Origin of the sequence: Micromonospora sp. NPDC050695 (assembly GCF_040654415.1) — a bacterium.
Lineage (GTDB): Bacteria > Actinomycetota > Actinomycetes > Mycobacteriales > Micromonosporaceae > Micromonospora.
Map to the genome: position 1 here is coordinate 59,940 of NZ_JBFAHZ010000023.1, position 20,932 is coordinate 80,871.

The following is a 20,932-nucleotide window of genomic DNA, read 5'->3' on the forward strand; positions in this document are numbered from 1 at the left end:
TGTTCGGGTCAGTCTCCCCTACGGAAGGCAGCGGCGCGCGCGGTCGGAGGCAGGCCAGACGTACTCCAGGTCCTCCGGGACGTCGTCGCCGAAGATCGGGCGGTAGTGCGCCGGGTCCTTGCGCACCAGCGACGAGCGGTGGCTCAGGTGCAGGTCGTCGCGGCCCAGCCAGGGCGGCAGCTCGCCGGCGCGGTCCAGTTCGTCCTGGGTACGCACCACGCCGGTCCCGCAGGCGGCGGCCAGGTCGACGGTCATCGTGGTGGCGCAGGTGTCGGCGCGTCCCGGTTCGGTCCAGACGGCGCACATGTCCAGCCCGTACCGGGTGAGCGCCTCCTCGTACCCGGCCCACATCTTCACCGCCGGGTGGTTCCGCCAGCCGTAGTCGGGGCGGGTGAGTCCGCGCAGCACCTGGATGGCCTCCACCCGCTGCTTGCCCAGCCGCCGCTGGTCCAGCGCGCGGGCGCTGGCCAGGAAGTCCGGGTACGGCAGGAAGGTCTGCATTGCGCTGCTCTACCCGCCGACCGGGCCGACATGCCTGCTCGGGGATGATCCGGACAGGGTCGCCCACCCATGGTCGCGCTGATTACGATCCGGGCATGGCGGAGCCGTGGCGGGACCGGGCGCGACGGGCGGTCGAGTGGAACTGGCGGCTGCGGGCCGCGGGTGACCCGCGACCGCACTACGTGATCTGCGGACGGGACGCGCTCGCCTACTACGTGGCACGGGCGATGCTCGAATCCGAACTGCCCGCCGGCGGCGCCCGGGTGACCGTGGTGGTGCCGGAGCGCTACCGCAGCAACGGGCCGGACGTGGCGGGGCTGCGCGGGGTGCGGGTGGTCCGCTCGGAACGGCTGGACGTGGCCACCTTCGAGGCCGCCGGGCTGGCCGGGGCGACCGGGCTGGCCCTGCTGCACCAGGACGACGTCGGCAACCTGCACGCCGCGCTCTGCGCCCAGGCCGTCGACCAGCGGGTCCGGCAGGTGCTGCGGATGTTCAACGGCACCCTCGCCGAGGGCGTACGAAAGTTGCTCAAGGCGCCGGTCGAGGTGCTCTCCGACGCCGAGATGGCGGCGCCGGCGTTCGTGGCCGCCGCGCTCGGAGAGGTCGACCCGAGCTCCTTCCAGCATCGGGACAAGACGTTCCGGGTGGCCCGCCGGGCCGATGTGCGTCCGCAGGATGTGGTCTGCGCGTTGGCGCACGGCGGTGACGAGCAGGGGGTGGAGCTGCTGCCGGCCGAGCAGGCCGGCGCCGACCTGGTGCTGGCCGAGGCGACCGGCCAGCCGCCGGGGACCGAGGTGGCGGCCCGCCGGCTGGTCCGGGCGCGGCGGCGGCGCCGTCCGGTCACGATGCTGCTGGGGGCGGTACGCGGCTTCGCCACCCGCAAGATCGGCATCGCGGTGATGCTGGTGCTCGCGGTGATCGCGGTACTCGGTGCGCTGATCTCCCGCGCCGAGGACGTCTCCCCGGTGGAGGCGCTGTACCTGACGCTGGTCACGACCCTCAGCGGCGCCGACCCGGACACCGACAAGGCGATAGATGCGCAGATCATGCAGGTGGTGCTCAACCTGGCCGGGCTGGCGCTGATCCCGCTGATCACCGCCGTGGTGGTGGACGGCATCGTCAACGCGCGGCTGGCCCTGCACACCGGCCGGCTGCAACCCGCCCGGGTCGGGCACGTCGTGGTGATCGGCCTGGGCAACGTCGGCACCCGGGTGATGGCGCAACTGCGCGAGTACGACGTCGAGGTGGTGGCGATCGACAAGAATCCGCAGCCGCGCGGCGCGGCGCTGGCCCGACAGTTGGAGGTGCCGCTCATCGTCGGGGACGCGGCCCTGCCGGAGACCCTGGCCGCCGCGTCGGTGGCCGACTGCCAGGCGCTGGTGGTGGCGTCCACCGACGACGTGGCAAACCTGGAGGCGGCGCTGGCCGCCCGGGATCTCCGTGACGGCCTGCGGGTGGTGCTGCGGCTCTTCGACGGTGACTTCGCCGAGCGGGTCGACGAGACGTTCGCGCTCGGTGTGTCCCGATCGGTGTCCTACCTGGCGGCACCGGCCTTCATCGGCGCCCTCACCGAACGTGCGGTGATCACCACGATCCCGGTCGACCGGCATGCGCTGCCGGTCGCCGAGGTGCCGGTCGCCGCGGGCTCCGATCTCGACGGCCGGCCCCTGGACGAGGTCAACCGGGACGGGCAGGTCCGGTTGATCGCCCGGACCCCGGCTGGCGGGACGAAGGCGATCTGGTGGAAGGACCTCGACCCGCGACAGGTGATCTTCGCGGGGGACCGGCTCACCGTGGTCGCCCGCCGCCGTGGGCTGGACTGGCTGACCAGGCACTGCGCCCCGCCCGCCCGTTCCGGCCCGGTCCCCCGGCCCGCCGGTGGGGTGCCACACCCGACGCCCACGTCGGAGCCGGGGCAGGCCGAGTGGCGCGTCGCCGCCCCCGCGCCCGGCGCGGCTCATCCCGTGCCGGCACCACCGGAGATCGGCGAGTCGGCCGACACGATCTCTCCTTGATTTGTTGGCCACCTTCGGTGCTCCGCAGTGAGGTACGCGCGGCGGCCGAACCGACGCTGCCGAGTCAGCTCACCACGTTCGTCGGGCGGGATGATGAGCTCAAACGCGTCGGCGAGCTGAGTCGCTGACCGGGCCGCCTGCCCGAGTCAGCGGCGGGCCCGCAGAGCGTACGAGGCGGCACCGGCCGCGAGCACACCGAAGCCGGCGAGGACGCTGCCCAGCGGCAGGCTCACCGCGAGCAGCAGGCACCCGACCAGCCCGGAAACGGCCAGCACCCGGACCGGCAACCGCCGGTCCGGGTCGCAGCCCAGGGTCAGCGCCGCCGCGTTGGTGACCGCGTAGTAGACGAGCACCGTGCAGCTGGAGAAGCCGATCGCGTCACGGACGTCGCCGAGCAGCACCACCACGATCACCACGGCGGCCACGGCCAGTTCGGCGCGGTGCGGCACCTGGTGCAAGGGGTGCACGGCGGCCAGCGCGCCGGGCAGGTCGCGGCGGCGGGCCATCGCGAGGGTGGTCCGGCCGACCCCGGCGACGAGGGAGAGCAGCACCCCGACGACGGCGATGGTGGCACCGGCGCGGACCACCCAGGCCAGGCCGGGCAACCCGGCGGTGGTCACCACGTCGACCAGGGGCGCGGCGGACTCGGCCAGCCGGTCGGCGCCGAGCACGCCGAGCGTGACCACGGCCAGCACCAGGTAGATCGCGAGCACCGCCCCGAGCGCCAGCGGCACCGCGCGGGGGATGGTCCGTTGCGGGTCGCGGACCTCCTCGCCGAGCGTGGCGATCCGCGCGTACCCGGCGAACGCGAAGAACAGCAGCCCGGCGGCGGTGAGCACACCCCGGGCCGAGCCGCCGGGGTCGGTCAGCCGATCCAGGCGCACCGGGCCGCCCACCACGCCGACGGCCGCGACCAGGGCGAGCACCGCGAGCACGAGCGCCACCAGCAGCTTCGTGGCGGTGGCCGTCTTGCCGATGCCGCGCAGGTTCACCGCGGTCACCGCGAGCACCGCGCCGACGGCGACCAGCCGGGCCTGACCCGGCCACAGGTACGCCCCGATGGTCAACGCCATCGCCGCGCAGCTCGCCGTCTTACCGACCACGAACCCCCAACCGGCCACGAAACCGGCGAACGGCCCGAGGCGCTCCCGGCCGTAGACATAGGTGCCGCCGGACTCCGGATAGCGGGCCGCCAGCCGCGCCGAGCTGGTCGCGTTGCAGAAGGCGATGAACCCGGCGAGCACCAGCGCGGGCAGCAGGCCGGCGCCGCCGGCCGCCGCCGCGGCCGGGCCGAAGACCACGAAGACGCCGGCGCCGAGCATCGAACCCAACCCGATGACAACTGCATCGGGTACGCCGAGCCGCCGCGCCAGTTGATCCACGAGCCGACCCTAGGGGTACGAGGTGAACGGCCGGTCCCATCCGCGTAGCCGGCCCGGAAGCGGCACGTCGTCCCACGGCACCCGGTGCAGCAGCCGGTCCAGGAAGAGGCCGAGCAGCAGGGCCGCCACTCCGTCGGTGAGCCAGTGGAAGTTCAGGTATGTCGTGGTGGCCAGCAGGATCGCTGGCGGCGCGAATCGGATCAGTCGGTGCACTGTCGGGTGCAGTCGCCCGGCTGTCAAAGCGGTCAGCAGCACGGCTATGACGCCGTACCAGACGATCGCGTTGGCGACGTGCCCAGACGGGTAGGAGAGGTCGTACTCGGTGGGCGGCAGGTCGTTGAAGATCCGGACCGACTCGCTCGGCGGCAGGTCGGAGCTGGGTGCCGCCCGGTTGGTCAGGACCTTGAGCGGTCCGACCGTCAGGTACAGGAGCACGAATGCCCCCGCCAGCAGCAGCAGTGGCCGGACTGTGCGCGCCCGCCACGCGACCGCCAGGCCGAGCGCCCCGGCGATCGGCATCAGCAGCCAGCCACCCTGCCCGAGGAAGTTGAATGCCCGCGCCGTCCAGTAGATCGGCGCCGGGTGATGGGCGTAGGCCCACTCCCGGACGGCGAGGTCCACACCGAGCAACGCACCTCCGGCGAGGGTCAGGGTCAACGCGCCGAACCCGGCAAGCAGTAGCGCGTCGAACCACCAGCCGGCCGGGCGGACGGGCCGTAGCCGCAGGTCACGTCGTACCGCCGAGGGTTTGAGCACGGGACCACGCTACCGGCCCGGCGGGAGCCCGGGGTGTTCGGCGCTGTGTGCCCAACCACGATGTGAGGCGGATGCGGGGGGCGAGGCGTCATGCTTGTGCCCGTGCGGATCACGTCTGCCCTCGTGGACCCGGCGCTGCTCGACCTGCCCTGGTCGACACCGCTGGAGGAGTGGCCTGCCCAGCACCTGGTGGCGCTGCCGCAGGGCATCTCCCGACACATCGTCCGGTTCGTCCGGTTGGGCGATTACGTGTACGCGTTCAAGGAGACCCGCGAGCGGATCGCCGAGCGGGAGTACGACCTGCTGCGGGCGCTGGAGCGGATCGACTTCCCGTCGGTCGAGGCGGTGGCGGTGGTCGCCGACCGGCAGACCGAGGACGGGGAGCCGCTCGAATCGGTGCTGATCACCCGGCACCTTCAGTTCTCGCTGCCGTACCGGGCGCTCTTCTCGCACACCCTGCGACCGGAGACGATGAGCCGCCTGCTGGATGCGCTCGCCGCCCTGATCGTGCGGATGCACCTGACGGGCTTCTTCTGGGGCGACTGCTCGCTGTCCAACACCTTGTTCCGCCGGGACGCGGGCGCCTTCGCCGCCTACCTGGTCGACGCGGAGACGGGTGCCCTGCACAACGCGCTCTCCAACGGGCAGCGCAGCGAGGACCTGGAGATCGCCCGGGTCAACATCTTCGGCGAGGCGCTGGATCTGCAGGCCGCTGGCCTGCTGCACGAGTCCATCGACCCGGAGGTGGTCTGCGAGGAGGTCGTGCAGCGCTACGAGCGGCTCTGGCACGAGATCACCTACGAGCAGGCGGTCGAGCGGGAGGCGCGGCACGACATCGAGGGCCGGATCCGTCGCCTCAACGAGTTGGGCTTCGACGTGGCCGAGGTCGCCATGTCGAGCGCCGAGGACGGGCGTTTCCTGGTCCGGCCGAAGGTCGTCGACGCCGGCTACCACACCCGACGGCTGTTGCGGCTGACCGGCCTGGACGCCGAGGAGAACCAGGCCCGCAAGCTGCTCAACGACCTGGACGCCTACCGGGCGGAAAGCGACCTGATCGACGAGCAGCAGGCGGCGCACCGCTGGCTCACCGAGGTCTTCGAGCCGGTGGTCCGTGCCGTTCCCGCGCACCTGCGTCGCAAGCTGGAGCCGCAGGAGTTGTTCGCGCAGATCATCGAGCACAAGTGGCTGCTCTCCGAGCAGGCCGGCCGGGACGTCGGCATGCGTCATGCGGTCCAGTCGTACCTGGCCGACGTTCTGGTGCACCGCCCCGACGAGCAGGCTGTGCTCGGCGTCGACGTCCCCGCCATCGGCTGAGGCCCGGCCGGGTCGTCGTGCTCACTTGGCGGCCGGTGGCCTGGCGTTGCGCGGAGCGGCGTTGCGCGGAGCGGCGTGGCGAGATGTCTGGGCGCCAACTCTGGAGCTGATGTCGTAGACGATTCAGCTCCAGACGGTCTCTGGTAGTCGTGTAGAGCTGCCCCAGATGTGGGGCGGCTGCGTTCCGCAGCTGCCTTGCTCGCTCTCCGCTCCGATGCTCGTCCGCTGCCCGCCTTGCGCCCCACATGTGGGGCAGCTCTACAGGCCGCGCAACAGACCCGGCTCGCTCGACCGCGCCCGGCTGGCTCGACCGCAACCGACCGGCCTCGGTGTCACTCCACCCAGGAGCCGTTGCGCAGCACCCGCACCACGTTCAGGTCGTCGTCCAGCACCACCAGGTCGGCGCGGAGGCCGACCTGGAGGGCGCCGACCCGGTCGCCCAGGCCGATGGCCCGCGCCGGGGTGGTGGCCACCATCCGGGCGGCGTCGGCGATCGGGATCCCGCTGGACACGGCGTGCCGCAGCGCGGCGTCCATGGTCAGGGTGCTGCCGGCGATCGCACCGTCGCGGGCCAGCCGCGCCACCCCGTCGGTCACGGTGACGGCCTGGCCACCCAGCTCGTACTCGCCGTCGGGCATACCGGCGGCGGCCATCGCGTCGGTGATCAGCGCGGCCCGGTCCGGGCCGGCGGTGGCGGTGACGAACGTCAACATTCCGTCGTGCAGGTGCACCCCGTCGGCGACGAGTTCGCAGATCACGGTGGGCGCGTCGAGCAGTGCCACCACCGGTCCCGGCTCACGGTGGTGCAGCGGCCGCATCCCGTTGAACAGGTGGGTGCCGACGCTGGCGCCGGCGGCGACGGCGGCGCGGGTCTGTTCGTACGTGGCGTCGGTGTGCCCCACCGCGGCCACGACCCGTTGCGCGGTGAGCAGCTTGATGGCCTCCAGCGCGCCGTCCCGTTCGGGGGCGAGGGTGACCATCCGGACCGCGCCGCGACCCAACTCGATCAGCTCGGTCAGCTCCTCGGTGGACGGGTCGCGCAGGTACTCCGGGTTCTGTGCCCCGCAGCGGGCGGCCGACAGGTACGGCCCTTCGAAGTGGACGCCCGCCAGCACACCCTCCTCGACCAGCGGAGCGAACGCCTCGGTGGCGGTGCGCATCAGCGGGAAGGGAGCGCTCACCAGGCTGGCCAGCAGGGTGGTGGTGCCGTGCGCCAGGTGGAAGTCGGCAGCCGCCCGGGCCTCGGCGGCGTCCCCGGTGGTGAACGTGTGCCCGCCACCGCCGTGCGTGTGCATGTCGACGAAGCCGGGCAGGATCCAGTGCCCGTCCCGCACCGACGGATACTCGGCCACCGCCGTGATCCGGTCGCCGTCCCACTCGACGCAGCCCTGCCGGATGACACCGGTCGGGGTCACCACTCGGCCGTTCACCCGTACGGTCATCGTTTCTCCTGACGGTCACGGACACCCAGGGCGTCCAGGGCGAGCAGGGCGGCGCCGAGGCAACCGGCCTCGTCGCCGAGGGCCGCCGCGACCAGCCGCGGCTCCCGGTGGAAGGTCATCCGCTCGTGCAGCGCCGCCCGCAGGGGGTCGAACAGCCGGTCCCCGGCCTGGGCCAGGCCGCCGCCGAGCACGATCGTCGCCACGTCGAAGAGTGCCTGCCCGGTGGCCAGGCCGTCGGCGAGCGCCTCGACGGCCTCCTGCCAGACCCGACCGGCGAGCGGTTCGCCGGCGGCGGCCCGCTGAGCCACCTCGGCCGTGGTCACCACCCCGACGGTCTCGCCGGCCAGTTCGGCGTAGCGGCGGCCGATCGCGGCGGCCGAGGCGACCGCCTCCAGGCAGCCGGGTCGACCACAGCCACAGCGCGGGCCGTCCGGCCGGACCATGATGTGGCCGATCTCGCCGGCCGCGCCGTGCGCGCCCACCGCGGCGGCGCCGTCGACCACGTGTGCGGCGGCGATGCCGGTGCCGATCGCCACGAACAGCACGTGCCCGGCGCCGCGCCCGGCACCGAGCCGTGCTTCGGCGAGACCACCGACGCGCACGTCGTGGCCGAGCGCCGTGGGCAGGCCGAGCCGCGACACCGCCAGGTCCCGCAGGGGTACGTCCCGGAAGCCCACGTTCGCCGACCAGACCGCCACCCCGCGCGCCTCGTCCACGATCCCCGGTACGGCGATGCCGACCGCGACCGGGGTGAGCCCGTCGGCGCGGGCCTTGTCGGCGAGCCCGACGGCGACGTCCAGGATGGTGTCGACCACGGCGTCCGGGCCGCGCGTCGCGTCGGTGGGGTGCCGTTCGGTGCGTACCGCGACACCGTCCGGGCGGACCAGGGCGCACTTCATGCCGGTGCCGCCAACGTCCAGCGCGACGACCACCCGGTCGGCGTCCATGGCGTCGGCGTCCCTCACGCCAGCACCACCGACCGGGACAGGTGTCGGGGCGCGTCCGGGTCGAGGCCCCGACTGGTCGCGAGCGCGACCGCGAAGCGTTGGGCGAGGATCAGGTCGGCCATCGGGTCGACCGGGGTACGACCGGCGGACCAGCTGCCCAGCACCGTGCGCCAGCCGTGCGTACGGCTGTGCACGAAGGCCGCTCCGGTGGCGGCCACGTCCTCGGGCAGCCCCTCCGGCAACTCGCCGAACGCCCAGACCAGCCGGCCGGGCGCGGCGACCGAGATGGGGCCGTGCCGGTAGTCCATCGCCGGGTACGCCTCGGCCCAGAACGTGGCCGCCTCGCGGCACTTCAGCGCTGCCTCGTGGGCCAGCCCGACCGTCCACCCCCGACCGAGGAAGGTGGCCTGCCCGATGGTGGCCGGGTCGATCGGCAGCGGGGAGCGCACCGCCACCTCGGCGTCGGCGGCGAGCGCGGCCACCGGGTCACCGAGGTGTGCCCGCAGCAGGGCCAGCGCGGTGGTGGCGAAACGGGTCTGCACCACCGACCGCTCGTCGGCGAACGGCATGGTCACCGCGGCGGCCGCCAGCTCGACCGCCGGGGACGTCGGGTCGCCGACGAGGACGGTGGTGGGCGTGTGCCCGCGCAGCGCGGCGAGCAGCTCCACCACCTCGGTGGTGGTGCCGGAGCGGGTGATCGCGATGAGTCGGTCGTAGCGGCGGCCGGCGGGGAACTCGGACGCCTGGAACGCGTCGGTCTCGCCCTGGCCGGACTGTTCCCGGCGGGCCGCGTACGCCATCGCCATGAACCACGACGTGCCGCAACCGACGACGGCGACCCGCTCGCCGGGGCGCGGCAGGTCATCGCGTACGACCCCGGCCAGTCCGGCGGCCTCCCGCCAGCAGTCGGGCTGGCTCGCGATCTCCGCGTCCACGTACGCCATGGGAAACTCCTCGCAAGGCCGACCGGTGCGCGATACGGCTCGTTACACCCGTATTTCGCGCGTTATTCTGCGCGAACGCGGGTGGCCGTCGCAACCGACCGGCCGATCGCGCAGCCCAGTCTTTTGCGCCCGCCCAGTTTCGCGCACTAGTGTGCACGCAATCAATCACCGTCCGTGCAGTCTCTGGAGGACCCCCGCGGTGGACCGGTACGCCAGATGGAACGCCCTGCTCGAGATGCTGACCGACAACGGCCGGGTCAGCGTCGAGACGGCCGCCGAGCGGCTGGACGTCTCCCAGGCCACCATCCGGCGCGACTTCGACCAGCTCGCCCAGCAGCAGATGATCACGAGGACCCGGGGCGGCGCGGTCGCGAACGGCGTCTCCTACGACCTGCCACTGCGCTACAAGACGGCCAAGCACTCGGCCGAGAAGCAGCGGATCGGAGCGGCCGCCGCCGCGCTCGTCACCCCGGGCACCGTGGTCGGCCTGAATGGCGGCACCACCAGTACGGAGGTGGCCCGCGCGCTCGCCGTCCGCCCGGATCTGAACACCAGCGCCGAGGGCGCCCAGTTGACCGTGGTGACCAACGCGCTGAACATCGCCAACGAGCTGCTGGTGCGGTCCCGGATGAAGGTCGTGGTGGCCGGCGGGGTGGTACGCCCGAAGTCGTTCGAGCTGGTCGGCCCGCTGGGTGGGGCGCTGCTGCGCGAGGTGACCCTGGACATCGCGCTGCTCGGCGTGGACGCGATCGACCCGCAGCTCGGTGCCGCCGCTCACCACGAGGGGGAGGCGGCGATGAACAACCTGATGGTGGCCCGTGCCAAGCGGGTGGTGATCATCGCGGACTCGTCCAAACTGGGGGGTCACGCCTTCGCCCGGATCTGCCCCGTCGAGCGGGTGGAGACGCTGGTGACCGACTCGGGTGCCGCCCCGGAGGTGGTGGACGCGTTCCGCGCCGCCGGTGTGCACGTCATCTGCGCCTGACCGGTCACGCTCGGTCGATGAATTAGCTCTTTCGGCGCGTCGATGCATACCCGGTATTGCACCCGTCTGCATACCGCGTATGGTGTCGGCTGTCACGCCCACCATCGGGGGAGGTGCAGCTTGCCAGCTGTCCTGGAGATCGAAGGTCTACGAAAGACGTACAAGAGTCGTCGACGCGGCACCCGCAACGCGCTCGACGGCTTCGACATGCGGGTCGACGCGGGGCAGGTGCACGGCTTCCTGGGCCCCAACGGGTCCGGCAAGACCACCACGCTGCGTACGCTGCTCGGCCTGATCCGGCCCGACGGTGGCCGGATGACGCTGCTCGGGCACGAGGTACCCGACGCGCTACCCACGGTCGCCGGCCAGGTCGGCGCGATCGTGGAGAGCCCGCAGTTCTTCCCGCACTTCTCCGCACGGGACACGCTGTCCCTGCTGGCCGGGGCGGGCGAGGTGCCGCAGGCCCGGGTGGACGAGGTGCTGGAACTGGTCGGGCTGCGCGACCGGGCCGGCGAGCGGGTCAAGACGTACTCGCTGGGCATGAAGCAGCGGCTCGCCGTCGCGTCCGCCCTGCTGAAGAACCCGAAGCTGCTCATCCTCGACGAGCCGGCCAACGGCCTCGACCCGGGCGGCATCCGGGAGATGCGCACGCTGATGCGGACCCTCGCCGAATCCGGGATGACGGTGCTGCTGTCCAGCCACATCCTCGGCGAGATCCAGCTGATCTGCGACTCGGTCACCATCATCTCGCTGGGCCGGCGGGTCGCCTTCGGCCCGGTCGACGAGGTGCTCGCCCAGCACTCGTCCGGCGCGGTCCGGGTCCGCCTGGAGGCGGTCAGCGACCTGCCGGTGGCCACCGACGCGCTCACCCGGGCCGGGATCCGGGTCACCGGGCACCCGGACCACCTGATGCTGGCCGACGTCGACAAGCCGGCCTCGGTGACGCGACTGCTCGCCGAGCACAACCTCTACGTCAGCGAGCTGGCTCCGATCGCCGTCGACCTGGAGAGCGTCTTCCTCGAACTGACCGCCACCGCGCCGGTACCCGGCCAGCACCGGCAGGTCGACGAGTCCATGAAGGTCGGTGGGACGGGTCAGCCCGGCACCACCGGGGGAGGGTGGGGCGCGTGAGCCTCTTTCGTACCGAACTGCGCCGGCTCACCAAGCGGCGCTTCACCCGATACATGACACTGCTCGGCCTGCTGGTGCTGGCCGTGGTGGTGGTCGGGGTCTTCTTCACCAACCAGAAGATCGGCGCCGACCAGCTCGCCAAGGCCGAGCGTCAGGCCGAGCAGGATTACCGGCAGCAGGTCGTCCGGACCGATCAGGAGCGGGCCTCCTGCGAGCAGGCCAAGAAGGCCGGCACGGCGACCGACGGCCGCTACCCCGACGACTGCTCGATGATCACGCCGCCACCCCGGGAGTCGTTCGAGGCGCGTTGGTTCCTGCCGTCGACGTTCAACTTCCGGGAGACGTTCGACGAGACGCTCATCCCGTTCGCGGCGATCCTCGCCCTGGTCGGGTTCATCGTCGGCGCGTCCTTCGTGGGTGCCGAGTGGAGCACCGGCGGCATGATGAACCTGCTGCTCTGGCGACCCAAGCGGCTCACCGTGCTGCTCACCAAGCTGGCCGCGCTGCTCACCGGCATCCTGGCGGTGACACTGCCCGCCGCGGTGCTCTGGTTCGCCGGATTCTGGGCGGTCGCCAGCTTCCGGGGTAGCACCGAGAAGATGACCTCGGGGGCCTGGCAGTCGTTCGCCCTGACCGGGCTGCGCGGCGTGGCACTGGTGCTGGTGCTCACCACCATCGGGTTCGCGCTGGCCTCCCTGGGCCGGCACACCGCGATGGCCCTCGGCGGCGTGGTCGCGGTGATGGTGGTCTTCCAGTTTGGCCTGGGCATCCTGCTGGAGATGGCGAACGTGAAGTTCGCCGAGGCGTGGCTGCTGCCCACGTACGCGCTGGCCTGGATGACGAAGACGGTCACCCTGCAGAACTGGGACTCCTGCAACGCCACCTACTTCGGGTCGTGTGAACCGGAGACCATGGACATCACCTGGCAGCAGTCGTCCGTCCTGTTCTCGATCGGTGTGGTGGTGATCCTCGGCGCGGCACTCTGGGCGATGCGTCGGCGCGACATCTCCTGACGGATCGACCACGAAGGCCCCCGGCTCCCCCCGGGGGCCTTCGTGCGTCGGTGGGACGCCGCGCCGGCTGCTGCGACCGGGCTCCTGGCTGGCTAGGCTGAGCGAATGTCCGCCGACGCCACCGCCCCCGAGCCGTCCACCGACGCTCGCCCGGCGGACATCGCGGGCGGCACCGGGCCGACCGTCCCGACGCCCCGACCGGCGCCGCCCATCGAGACCGCCGACGAACCGGCGCGGTCGGTCGACGCCACCGACGAGCCGGCCACCGACGAGCCGGCCCCCGCCGAGCCCGTCGAGCCGGGGCTGACCGAGCGGGAGCGCGCCATCCTCGCCTTCGAGCAGCAGTGGTGGCGACACGCGGGTGCCAAGGAGCAGGCCGTCCGGGACACCTTCGGGGTTTCCGCGACCCGCTACTACCAGCTGCTCAACGGACTGCTCGACAACCCGGCGGCCCTCGCCGCCGACCCTGTGCTGATCGGCCGGCTCCGCCGGCTGCGCTCGTCGCGCGCCCGCAACCGCCGCCGCTGACGGCAGCTACTTCTTCTCGTACCCCTGCAGGCCGTTGCCGATGGCGAAGAACGTCGGCGCCCACTCGCCGATGAAGATGCCCCACCGGTCGGCCCGCGCCACGCCGGCCCGCTCCAGGTGCTTCGAGAGAAACCAACTGGTGAACGACAGGCCGATGCTGACGAAGCCGGCCATGTACATGTGATCCGCCTTGAGCCCTGACTCGTGCAACCGCTGCAACATCTGCGATCCCCCTGTCGCGATGGACGGCCCCGAACCGTCGTCCACCTGCGGATCGACGGCCCGCAGGCCCGACGCCGTCACGCTACCGCTGGTAGCCGGGCCGGGACCCGGGTTGCCGGGATACCGGGAGCTGGGGGAATGTCGCTCAGCCGAAGGGGTACGCGGGGGAGCGCTCCGAGTCGCCGGGAGGCGGCCGGAGGCCGACGGAGGGAGCGGGCAATGACGGGTGCCTACCCGAGGCGGCCGCGCCGATGATGCAGGTCAGTTCCGCGTCCGTGCCGGCCCCGGGCCGAGGGGTCAACGAGGACCTGGTCTTCCGGTTCGGTCCGCTGGTCGGTGTCCTGGACGGCGCGACGGTGCCGGAGGGCTTCGACACGGGCTGCGTGCACGGACCCGAGTGGTACGTCCGGCACCTGGCGGCCCGGCTCGGCGTCGCCGAGGCGGTGCGGCCCGCGGCCCGGCTGGCCAGCAACCTGGCCGCGGCCATTCTCGCGGTGCGGGCCGACCACGGCGGGCAGTGCGACCTCGACCATCCGGGCACCCCGTCGAGCACGGTGTGCCTGCTGCGGGACTGCGGCGACCAGGTTGACTACCTGGTGCTCTGCGACAGTCCGCTGGTGCTGGACGCCGGTGGGCAGGTCAGTGTGGTGACCGACGACCGGCTGGAGACGGCGATGGCCGAGCTGCGCCGGACGGTCGCCACCGTGCCCGCGGGCGTCGCCGACCCGGTGACCCGGTTCCGGCACGCGGTGGGCGTGCAGCGGGAACGGATGAACCGCACGCACGGCTACTGGGTGGCGGCGGCCGACCCCGACGCGGCGTTCCACGCGGTGACCGGCACGGTGCCCCGGCACGGTCCCGGAGCGGTGCGCCGGGCGGCGCTGCTCAGCGACGGCGCGTCCAGCGCGGTCGAGCAGTTCGGGTTGACCGACTGGGCGGGTCTGCTCGACCTGCTGAGTGGTGGCGGGCCGGGAGCGTTGCTCGACCGGGTCCGCGACGCCGAGCGCGATCATCCCGACCGGCTGCGCCGGCACAAGGCCACCGACGACGCCTCGGTGGTGTTCTGCGAGTTCGGACCGACGGCCTGAGAAACTTTTTCATCCCGACGGGTGACGACGGAGCGTGAGGAAGAACACCCACGCCGCCCGACCGGCCGGTACCGGTGACCGGACCGCCAGTGGATGTCCAATGGGGTGGACTTCGGCCGATGAGGCCGGCAGACTGCGGCACGTGGCGGGTGCGGTCCGGCTGGAGCCGGTGGACGAGCAGAACCTGGAGCCGTTGCTCTCCGTAGCGGCTGCCGAGGCCGAGCCGGATGATGTGATGCCTCCGGTGGAGGCGCCCGCCGGTTGGTCGCTCGCCCGCCGGGAGGCGTTCCGGGAGTTCCACCGGACGAGTTTCGGTGGCCTGGACGGCCCGACCCGCTCCCAGATGTACGCGATCCTCGTCGGCGGCGAGGTGGTGGGCATGGTCCGGATGACGCGCTGTGACGAGCCGGGCACGGTGGAGACCGGGATGTGGCTCGGGCGCTCGGCGCGTGGTCAGGGAATCGGCGTCGTCGCCCTGCGGGAGTTGCTGAACGCCGCCGCACGGGCCGGCATGCGGGCCGTGGTGGCGGAGACGACGCCGGACAACATCGGTGCGGTCACCGTACTCGAAAAATGTGGTGCGAAACTGCACGAGGATGGCGGCAAGGTGCGCGCCGAAATATGCCTCGATTCGACGCCTCCGGCTCTCTGAGACGCCGGCCCGGTCACCCCCGGTCGGCGGCCCGCAGCCGGTCCGCGGCCAGTCCCGCGTCCGGTTAGCGCCCGGGGTCCAGTTCGTCGAGCAGCGACGGGTCCCGCCGGATCAGCTCGGCCAGGCGGGCCGCCGGGTCCGGGGTCGCCCCGTCCGGGCCCGGTGCCCACGCCGGCACCGTCCGCCCCGACATCGGCCAGGCCGGCGGTTGTTCCACCGGGGCCGCCGCCGAATGCTCCGGGCCGACCGTGGCGCGCGGGCCGTCCCAGGACACCCGCAGCGGGTACGTCCGCCCGGCGTGCTCGACCCGGACGGTCACCGCCAGCCCGGGGTGGGCGTCGACGACCTGACGGACCGCCTCGGCCACCTCCTCGACCGGCCCCCATCCGGGCGGATCGTCGGGCGTGTCCCGCCCGGCGTGCCGGCCCGGCCCGGTGCCGCGCGGGTCGGTGTGGCCGCTCGCGTGGTGGGCCGGGCCGCCGACCGGACCGGGCGGTGGTGTGCTGTCGTCGCGGTCGTTGGTCCGCCGGCGCAGCGCCTCCTCGCGCCGGGCCAGCCGGGCCAGCGTCTCGTCCAGGTCGCCCCTCACCAGATCACCCCTTCCCGCCACGGCCGGAGCCGGTCGGCTCAGGCCCTCCTGTCCCGGGTGGCCCGGTCCAGCGCCCGGTCCAGGACGACCAGCAGGGCGTCCCGTACTGACAGCCGGTCCCGGGCGTCGAACTGCACCAGAGGTACCTGATCGCCGATGGCCAGCGCCCACCGGATCTCGTCGAGTTGCAGTGCCAGCCGCCCGTCGAAGGCGTTCACCCCGACCACGAACGGCAGTCCCGCGCGTTCGAAGAAGTCGACCGCCGGGAAGCAGTCGTCCAGCCGGGCGCTGTCGACGACCACCAGCGCGCCGAGCGCACCACGGGCCAGGTCGTCCCACATGAAACCGAATCTGGCCTGCCCCGGTGTGCCGAACAGGTACAGCTTCAGGCTGCGGTCGATGGTCACGCAGCCGAAGTCCATCGCCACCGTGGTGGTGGTCTTGGCGGACCGGGCGCCCGGGTCGTCCACGCCGATCCCGGCGCTGGTCATCTCGGCCTCGGTGGTCAGCGGCGCGATCTCGGAGATCGCACCGACCGTGGTGGTCTTGCCCACCCCGAAGCCACCGGCGACCAGGATCTTGACCGGGATCGGTGGTGCGGCCGGCCGGTTGACCGGCGGCGGCGTCGACCCGCTGTCGGCCGGCGGGCGGTACGGCGGTGGTGCGGCCGCCGGCGGGCCGGTGCGTCCGAGCACGGGGCCGCTGCCCGGCGAGGTGCCGTACCGGGCGGTGGCGCTGTTGCCGGCGAGACCCCCCAGCGGGGCGACCGGCCATTCAGGAGATCGCACGGAGTCCATCAATCACTCGCAGGATGAGGTCGGGGTCGTACGCGTCGTCGGCGTCGGTCACGTGCACGTTCAGGTGCCCGGCGGCCCGCAGGTCGCCGACCAGGACCCGGGCCACCCCGAAGTGCAGCCGGGTCCGGGCCGACAGTTCGGCCACCGAGATCGGCTCGGCGCAGAGCGCGATGATCGCCTGGTGTTCCGGTGCCAGCAGGGCGTCCTGCGTGCCGGTCCACCAGCCGCTCTCGGTGCGCACGGTCACCTGCGTCTCCAGCCCGATCGCCGGGTCGGCGCCGGTCACCCGGCCGGAGGTGAGCACGAACGGCCGGGGGCCGGCCGGCCGGCCGTCGCCGGGCTCGGGCTGCACCGTCGCCGCCGGCGCACCATCCCCGGCCGGGGGCGTACGCAGGTAGGGGCGGATCCGGGCCCCGGGTTCCGGGTCCGGTTCCTCGCCAGCGACGTCGGGGGTCATTGTTGGACGGCGTTCTTCAGCTCGACGATCAGCCGTGGGGTGAGGGCGTTCCCGGCCCGCCCGGCGAAGAGCGTCATCTCGTACGCGACGGTGCCCAGGTTGGCCGACCGGTCGGCGACGACACCGAGCACGGAACCGCTGCTGATCGCACTGATCAACAGGTAGCCGTCGGCCATGTCGACGATCACCCGGTTCAGGCCGCCGAGCGCGTACCAGCTGGCCGCGCCGCCGGCGAGGCTGGTCATGCCGGAGACCACGGCGGCCAGTCGTTCCGCGTTGGAGCGGTCCTTGATCGCCGACATGGCCATCAGCAGCCCGTCGGAGGAGACCGCGATCGCCTCCAGCACCCCGGCCGTGCTGGAGGTGAAGGAGTCCAGCAGCCAGTTGAAGGTGCGCGCCTCCGGGCTGAGATCGCCGGCGCCGCTCTGGTTCTGGTGGTCGACGTTGTCGTGCAGGAAGGGGCTGGTCACCGTGATGATCCTTCTTCGTTCCGGCGGTCTGGGCTGACTTCGCGGAGAGCGCGGGCGACGCCCGCCTCGAAGTCGGTGATGAGTTGGCGGACCTCGGTCGGGTCGCCGAGGTGTGTGCTGGCCGGCGGGCAGGGTGGGGTGACGGTGAGGTTCGCCCCGGGTACCCGTCGACTCAGCCGGGGGCGGCCGGGAGCCGTCGGCGTGTTCAGTTCGGCCCGGCGTACGCCGGACTGGAACGCCTCGACGAGTGCGCGGGCGGCGGCCGGGTCGGCGGCGGTCGCGTCCACCGGCCCCGCCGGTGCGGCGGTGGGCGGCAGGCTGGCCCCGGGGACCCGCTGCCGGATCCGGGGGGTGTTCGGCGTACCCGAGGGCTCCGGGCGCGGTGGCGCCGGCTCGGTGGGCGTTGGCTCGGTGGGCGTCGGCTGCTCGGTGCTGGTGGCGGTGCCGAACGCGTTCCAGGACGGGCCGGACTCCAGGCTGCGGGTCGCGCGGCTGAGCAGGTCCGAGTCGAAGTGCGCGGGGGTGGTGGTCGCCGCCGCGAAGGCCGGCGCACCGCCGTCCGGGTCGAGCACGGTCGTCGTACGCCGGTCGGGCACCGCGACCCGGGCCACGACGGCACCGGCGCGGTCCGCGCGGCGCAGCACCAGCGACGCCGACGGGATCGCCACCTGGGCGGTCACCCCGCCACCGGCGGTGGCGGCCAGGCTCACCTCCCAGCCGTGGCGGCGGGCCAGCCGGCCCACCACGAAGAGGCCGAGCACCTCGGTCGGCGCCAGGTCGAGCCGTTCCCGTCGGGTGAGCCGGGCGTTCTCCTCGGCCAGCCGTTGTTCGGACATGCCGATGCCGTGGTCCACGACGGTGACGCGGGCGCCGAGCCCGGACGTCTCACCGGTCACCAGCACGCGGGTGTGCGGCGGGGAGAAGACGGTGGCGTTCTCCATCAGCTCGGCCAGCGCGAGGATGAGGTCACCGACCACCGCCGGTGCGGCCGAGACGCCCGCCGGCACCCGCACCTCGACGCGGGTGTAGTCCTCGATCTCGCCGAGCGCCAACCGGACGACGTCGGCCAGCGGCACCGGCGCGGTGTGCGCGTCCGCACCGGCCGAGCCGGAGAGCACCACCAGGCTGCCGGCGTTGCGTCGCAGGCGGCTGGAGATGTGGTCGAGCCGGTACAGGTGTTCCAGTCGGCCCGGGTCGGCCTCCTGCTCCTCCAGCCGGTCGATCAGTGCGATCTGCCGGCCCACCAGGTTCTGGGTGCGCCGCCCGACGTGGCCGAACATCTGCGCCACGTTGCGCCGGCCGGCGACCTGCCGCTCGACGAGCCGGGAGGCGGTGCTCTGCACCCGGTCGAAGGCCCGGGCCAGGTCGCCGATCTCGTCGTTGGCCCGAATGTCCACCGGTTCCAACCGGATCGACTGCGCGCTCTCCGTCTCGTCGTCGGTGACCCGCACCAGTTCCGCCTCGGCGACCCGGGCGACCCGGTCGGCGGAGCGGGTGAGCTGGGTCAGCGGCCGGGCCACCGTTCGCGCGACCGCGGCGCTGAGCAGCACCACCAGCGCCAGGATCAGCGCCGCCGCCGCACCGACCAGGTACGCGGCGGTCAGCGCCCGCCGCTGCTCGGCGGTGACCTCGGCGAGTACGTCGGCGACGAGCTTCTTCTCGACGAACTGGCCGAGTCGGATCATCGTGCGGACAGCCGGGAAGAGCGCGTCCATCGGCACGTCGCGGACCGCGGCGGCCGGATCCCGGGCGCTGGTGACCAGGAAGTCGGGGCTGGTACGCGCGGCCACCGCCGCGTCGTTGAGCTGGGCCACCTTGAGCTGCTCGGGCGTGATGAGGCTGCGGAAGCGCGCGTTGTCGACCTGGAGGGCGGCGATGCAGGCCACGTAGCCGGCGGTGGTGTCCGGGGTGCCGATCGCCTTGACCAGCAGGCTGAGCGTGGCGCACGCGCCCAGGCCCTCGTCGGCGCGCAGCAGCCCGTCGAGGGCGAGCACCTGGCGGCCGGGCAACGTGTCGGTGTCCACGCCGACCACCAGCCGCAGCGACTCGATCATCCCCATGTTGACCGGGCCGAACGCCGCCATCACCTGGCCCGGGTTGGCGACCCGGGCCAGCACGGCGGTGCGCAGGTCGACGAGGCTGGACACGCCGTCCAGGGAGCGGTCGACCCGACCGGTCAGCGCGTCCCCGCCGGCGGCCCGCAGGTCGGCGACCCGGTCGTCCACGTCGGCGGACTTGCGGATGACCTCGGCGCGTTCGACCCGGCCGAGCAGATAGCCGACGGAGAGGATGCGTTCCTGCTGGAGGTCCTGGACGAGGCTGCCGACCCGGCTGGCGAGGCGTACCCGGTCGGTGATGTCGCCGGCGCGCTGCGCGGCGGCCACCCGTTCGAGCACCACGGGCACGGCGAGGCCGACCATGCTGAGCAGCGGGATCACCACGAGCAGCGCGAGTTTGCCGCGGATCCGGAGCCTACCGAGCAGCATCGAACGGCCCCCACTGGGTGGCTTCCGGCTCACGGGCGGCACCGACCGGTTGCAGCGCCCGGTGGTCGCCGGCCCGGCCCGCACCGATCGGTGGCTGCCAGGCGTCGGCCGGCGTCGGCTCGTCGGGGCTATCGGTGCCCGGGATGGGCATGGCGGCGCGGCGGCGCGTGCGACGGTCGGCGCTGATCAGTAGCCCGGCCAGCCAGCCCGACAGCAGCACGAAGGCCGCCGCCGCGCCGGTGGTCAACCAGCGGTCCCGGTCCAGGCCGTCGATCCGTTCGACCAGCAGGGCGTCCAGTTCGGCCAGGATGACCGGCTGGAGCTGCCGGGCGGCGGTGTGCGCGTTGAGCCCGGCGGCGCCGAGCCGGCCCGGGTCCACCGTGGCGGTTCCGTCGGCCGGCATCGAGTAGGCGGCCAGCGCCTCCACCGAACGCTGGTAGTTGTCCAGCGGGGTCAGCACGTTGGCGCCGAGGTCGGTGCTCTCCGAGCCGTCCACGGCAGATCTCAGGTTGTCGACCACGTCGGCGGCGGGGGCCAGCGCGGCCACCCGCAGCGCGGTCAGTTCGAGGAGGCCGCGGGGCTGCTCGGCGGCAGGTCGGCGGGCGACGAGGGCACCCAGGTCGGCGAGCCTGCCGGCGGCGACGACCGCCTCGGGCAGTTCCTGGCCGACGCTGTCCTGGAGGAAGTACGAGTCGGCGGCGGGGTCGCGTACCAGGCCGGAACTCTCCCGGACCTTGCGGTGCAGAGCCAGCAGCAGGTCGGTGACCTCGCTGTACGCGGTGAACGCGGCGGCCGGGTCGGCGGGACTGCGGTCACGCAGCGCCTCCAGCTTGGCGCGCAGCCCGGCCCAGCGTTCCTGGCTGCGCAGCTCGACGCCGATCCGGGCGTCCACCGAGGCGGCCTCCTCGACCGCGCGGGCGAGCGTCTCGCCGGAGGCGGGACGGCCGTTGACCGCGGCGGACTGGGCGTCCACCAGCGCGTCGGTGACCGGGGCGAGGGCGCGCAGGTACTGGACGCCGAGTCGTTCCCGGGCGGCCAGGTCCCGGTCGTCACCGGTGTGCCGCCAGGTCTGCGTGAGGAGCACACCCACCGGTGCCAGCAGTGCCGCGATGAGCAACAGCGGTAGCAGCCGGCCCAGTGTGGAGGGCCGTCGACGGACCCGCGGTGCGGGGACTGCCATGGTGTGTCTCCTCCGGCGTCGGGCTGGGGGCGG

Annotated in this window: 21 protein-coding genes; 8 read left to right on the forward strand and 13 right to left on the reverse strand. The window is 73.1% G+C overall.

All coding sequences use genetic code 11. From position 1 onward, the window contains the following. Nucleotides 1-18: 18 nt before the first annotated feature. The gene (locus AB0H52_RS19035; protein WP_357948900.1) at nt 19-501 is read right to left on the reverse strand and encodes an MSMEG_6728 family protein; all 483 of its coding nucleotides are present in this window, start codon (nt 499-501) and stop codon (nt 19-21) included. Between the two features lie 95 nt (nt 502-596). Between AB0H52_RS19035 and AB0H52_RS19040 the strand changes: the two genes are divergently transcribed. Then, entirely contained in the window at nt 597-2,516 is a 1,920-nt protein-coding gene (locus tag AB0H52_RS19040) for an NAD-binding protein (RefSeq protein ID WP_357948903.1), read from the forward strand. Nucleotides 2,517-2,662: 146 nt separating this feature from the next. Here AB0H52_RS19040 and AB0H52_RS19045 read toward each other — a convergent pair whose 3' ends face one another. After that, complete coding sequence (locus tag AB0H52_RS19045) at nt 2,663-3,898, reverse strand: APC family permease (protein ID WP_357948906.1); 1,236 nt, start codon at nt 3,896-3,898, stop codon at nt 2,663-2,665. Between the two features lie 9 nt (nt 3,899-3,907). Next, complete coding sequence (locus tag AB0H52_RS19050) at nt 3,908-4,654, reverse strand: phosphatase PAP2 family protein (protein ID WP_151488582.1); 747 nt, start codon at nt 4,652-4,654, stop codon at nt 3,908-3,910. 102 nt (nt 4,655-4,756) lie between these two features. On the opposite strand from AB0H52_RS19050, the gene AB0H52_RS19055 reads away from it, so the two are divergent. Continuing rightward, nucleotides 4,757-5,968, forward strand: coding sequence for a DUF4032 domain-containing protein (locus tag AB0H52_RS19055; protein WP_225854182.1), 1,212 nt, complete (start codon nt 4,757-4,759; stop codon nt 5,966-5,968). Nucleotides 5,969-6,300: 332 nt separating this feature from the next. Here AB0H52_RS19055 and nagA read toward each other — a convergent pair whose 3' ends face one another. Genes nagA through AB0H52_RS19070 form a run of 3 tightly spaced genes read right to left on the reverse strand, consistent with a single transcriptional unit; the run spans nt 6,301 to nt 9,301 of the window. Continuing rightward, nucleotides 6,301-7,410 (reverse strand): N-acetylglucosamine-6-phosphate deacetylase, encoded by a 1,110-nt coding sequence (nagA, locus tag AB0H52_RS19060; protein ID WP_357948910.1) that lies wholly within the window; start codon nt 7,408-7,410, stop codon nt 6,301-6,303. Next, the gene (locus AB0H52_RS19065; protein ID WP_357948973.1) at nt 7,407-8,357 is read right to left on the reverse strand and encodes an ROK family protein; all 951 of its coding nucleotides are present in this window, start codon (nt 8,355-8,357) and stop codon (nt 7,407-7,409) included. The genes nagA and AB0H52_RS19065 overlap by 4 nt, the downstream gene beginning before the upstream one ends. 14 nt (nt 8,358-8,371) lie before the next feature. Further along, complete coding sequence (locus AB0H52_RS19070; protein WP_151488579.1) at nt 8,372-9,301, reverse strand: sugar isomerase; 930 nt, start codon at nt 9,299-9,301, stop codon at nt 8,372-8,374. Between the two features lie 199 nt (nt 9,302-9,500). On the opposite strand from AB0H52_RS19070, the gene AB0H52_RS19075 reads away from it, so the two are divergent. The 4 genes from AB0H52_RS19075 to AB0H52_RS19090 all read left to right on the forward strand — a co-directional run bounded on the left by AB0H52_RS19075 (nt 9,501) and on the right by AB0H52_RS19090 (nt 12,958). After that, nucleotides 9,501-10,286 (forward strand): DeoR/GlpR family DNA-binding transcription regulator, encoded by a 786-nt coding sequence (locus AB0H52_RS19075; protein WP_151488578.1) that lies wholly within the window; start codon nt 9,501-9,503, stop codon nt 10,284-10,286. Between the two features lie 120 nt (nt 10,287-10,406). After that, complete coding sequence (locus tag AB0H52_RS19080; RefSeq protein ID WP_357948913.1) at nt 10,407-11,417, forward strand: ATP-binding cassette domain-containing protein; 1,011 nt, start codon at nt 10,407-10,409, stop codon at nt 11,415-11,417. Then, nucleotides 11,414-12,430 (forward strand): ABC transporter permease subunit, encoded by a 1,017-nt coding sequence (locus tag AB0H52_RS19085; protein WP_357948916.1) that lies wholly within the window; start codon nt 11,414-11,416, stop codon nt 12,428-12,430. Before AB0H52_RS19080 ends, AB0H52_RS19085 begins: the two co-directional genes overlap by 4 nt. Before the next feature lie 105 nt (nt 12,431-12,535). Then, nucleotides 12,536-12,958, forward strand: coding sequence for a DUF3263 domain-containing protein (locus tag AB0H52_RS19090; protein WP_151488575.1), 423 nt, complete (start codon nt 12,536-12,538; stop codon nt 12,956-12,958). Between the two features lie 6 nt (nt 12,959-12,964). Here the strand turns inward: AB0H52_RS19090 and AB0H52_RS19095 are convergent, their stop codons facing one another. Then, nucleotides 12,965-13,180 (reverse strand): hypothetical protein, encoded by a 216-nt coding sequence (locus AB0H52_RS19095; RefSeq protein ID WP_139587469.1) that lies wholly within the window; start codon nt 13,178-13,180, stop codon nt 12,965-12,967. A 251-nt stretch (nt 13,181-13,431) separates the two neighbouring features. Between AB0H52_RS19095 and AB0H52_RS19100 the strand changes: the two genes are divergently transcribed. Further along, complete coding sequence (locus AB0H52_RS19100; RefSeq protein WP_225854181.1) at nt 13,432-14,268, forward strand: hypothetical protein; 837 nt, start codon at nt 13,432-13,434, stop codon at nt 14,266-14,268. A gap of 142 nt (nt 14,269-14,410) precedes the next feature. Continuing rightward, nucleotides 14,411-14,920 carry a GNAT family N-acetyltransferase gene (locus AB0H52_RS19105; RefSeq protein ID WP_357948920.1) on the forward strand — a complete coding sequence of 170 codons (510 nt, stop codon included), beginning with the start codon at nt 14,411-14,413 and terminating at the stop codon, nt 14,918-14,920. Nucleotides 14,921-14,984: 64 nt separating this feature from the next. Here AB0H52_RS19105 and AB0H52_RS19110 read toward each other — a convergent pair whose 3' ends face one another. From AB0H52_RS19110 to AB0H52_RS19135, 6 genes are read right to left on the reverse strand one after another with little or no spacing between them, the layout of a single operon-like run. Continuing rightward, nucleotides 14,985-15,509 (reverse strand): hypothetical protein, encoded by a 525-nt coding sequence (locus AB0H52_RS19110; protein ID WP_151488573.1) that lies wholly within the window; start codon nt 15,507-15,509, stop codon nt 14,985-14,987. A gap of 38 nt (nt 15,510-15,547) precedes the next feature. Next, nucleotides 15,548-16,306, reverse strand: a complete 759-nt coding sequence (locus tag AB0H52_RS19115; protein WP_151488572.1) for an ATP/GTP-binding protein — start codon at nt 16,304-16,306, stop codon at nt 15,548-15,550. Continuing rightward, nucleotides 16,284-16,763, reverse strand: a complete 480-nt coding sequence (locus AB0H52_RS19120) for a DUF742 domain-containing protein (RefSeq protein ID WP_357948924.1) — start codon at nt 16,761-16,763, stop codon at nt 16,284-16,286. Before AB0H52_RS19120 ends, AB0H52_RS19115 begins: the two co-directional genes overlap by 23 nt. After that, nucleotides 16,760-17,233, reverse strand: coding sequence for a roadblock/LC7 domain-containing protein (locus tag AB0H52_RS19125; RefSeq protein WP_151488570.1), 474 nt, complete (start codon nt 17,231-17,233; stop codon nt 16,760-16,762). Before AB0H52_RS19125 ends, AB0H52_RS19120 begins: the two co-directional genes overlap by 4 nt. After that, nucleotides 17,230-19,719, reverse strand: coding sequence for a nitrate- and nitrite sensing domain-containing protein (locus tag AB0H52_RS19130; RefSeq protein ID WP_357948927.1), 2,490 nt, complete (start codon nt 19,717-19,719; stop codon nt 17,230-17,232). The genes AB0H52_RS19125 and AB0H52_RS19130 overlap by 4 nt, the downstream gene beginning before the upstream one ends. Next, nucleotides 19,706-20,899: a hypothetical protein gene (locus AB0H52_RS19135; protein ID WP_357948930.1), complete on the reverse strand. Its 1,194-nt coding sequence runs from the start codon at nt 20,897-20,899 to the stop codon at nt 19,706-19,708. Before AB0H52_RS19135 ends, AB0H52_RS19130 begins: the two co-directional genes overlap by 14 nt. Nucleotides 20,900-20,932: the final 33 nt, after the last annotated feature.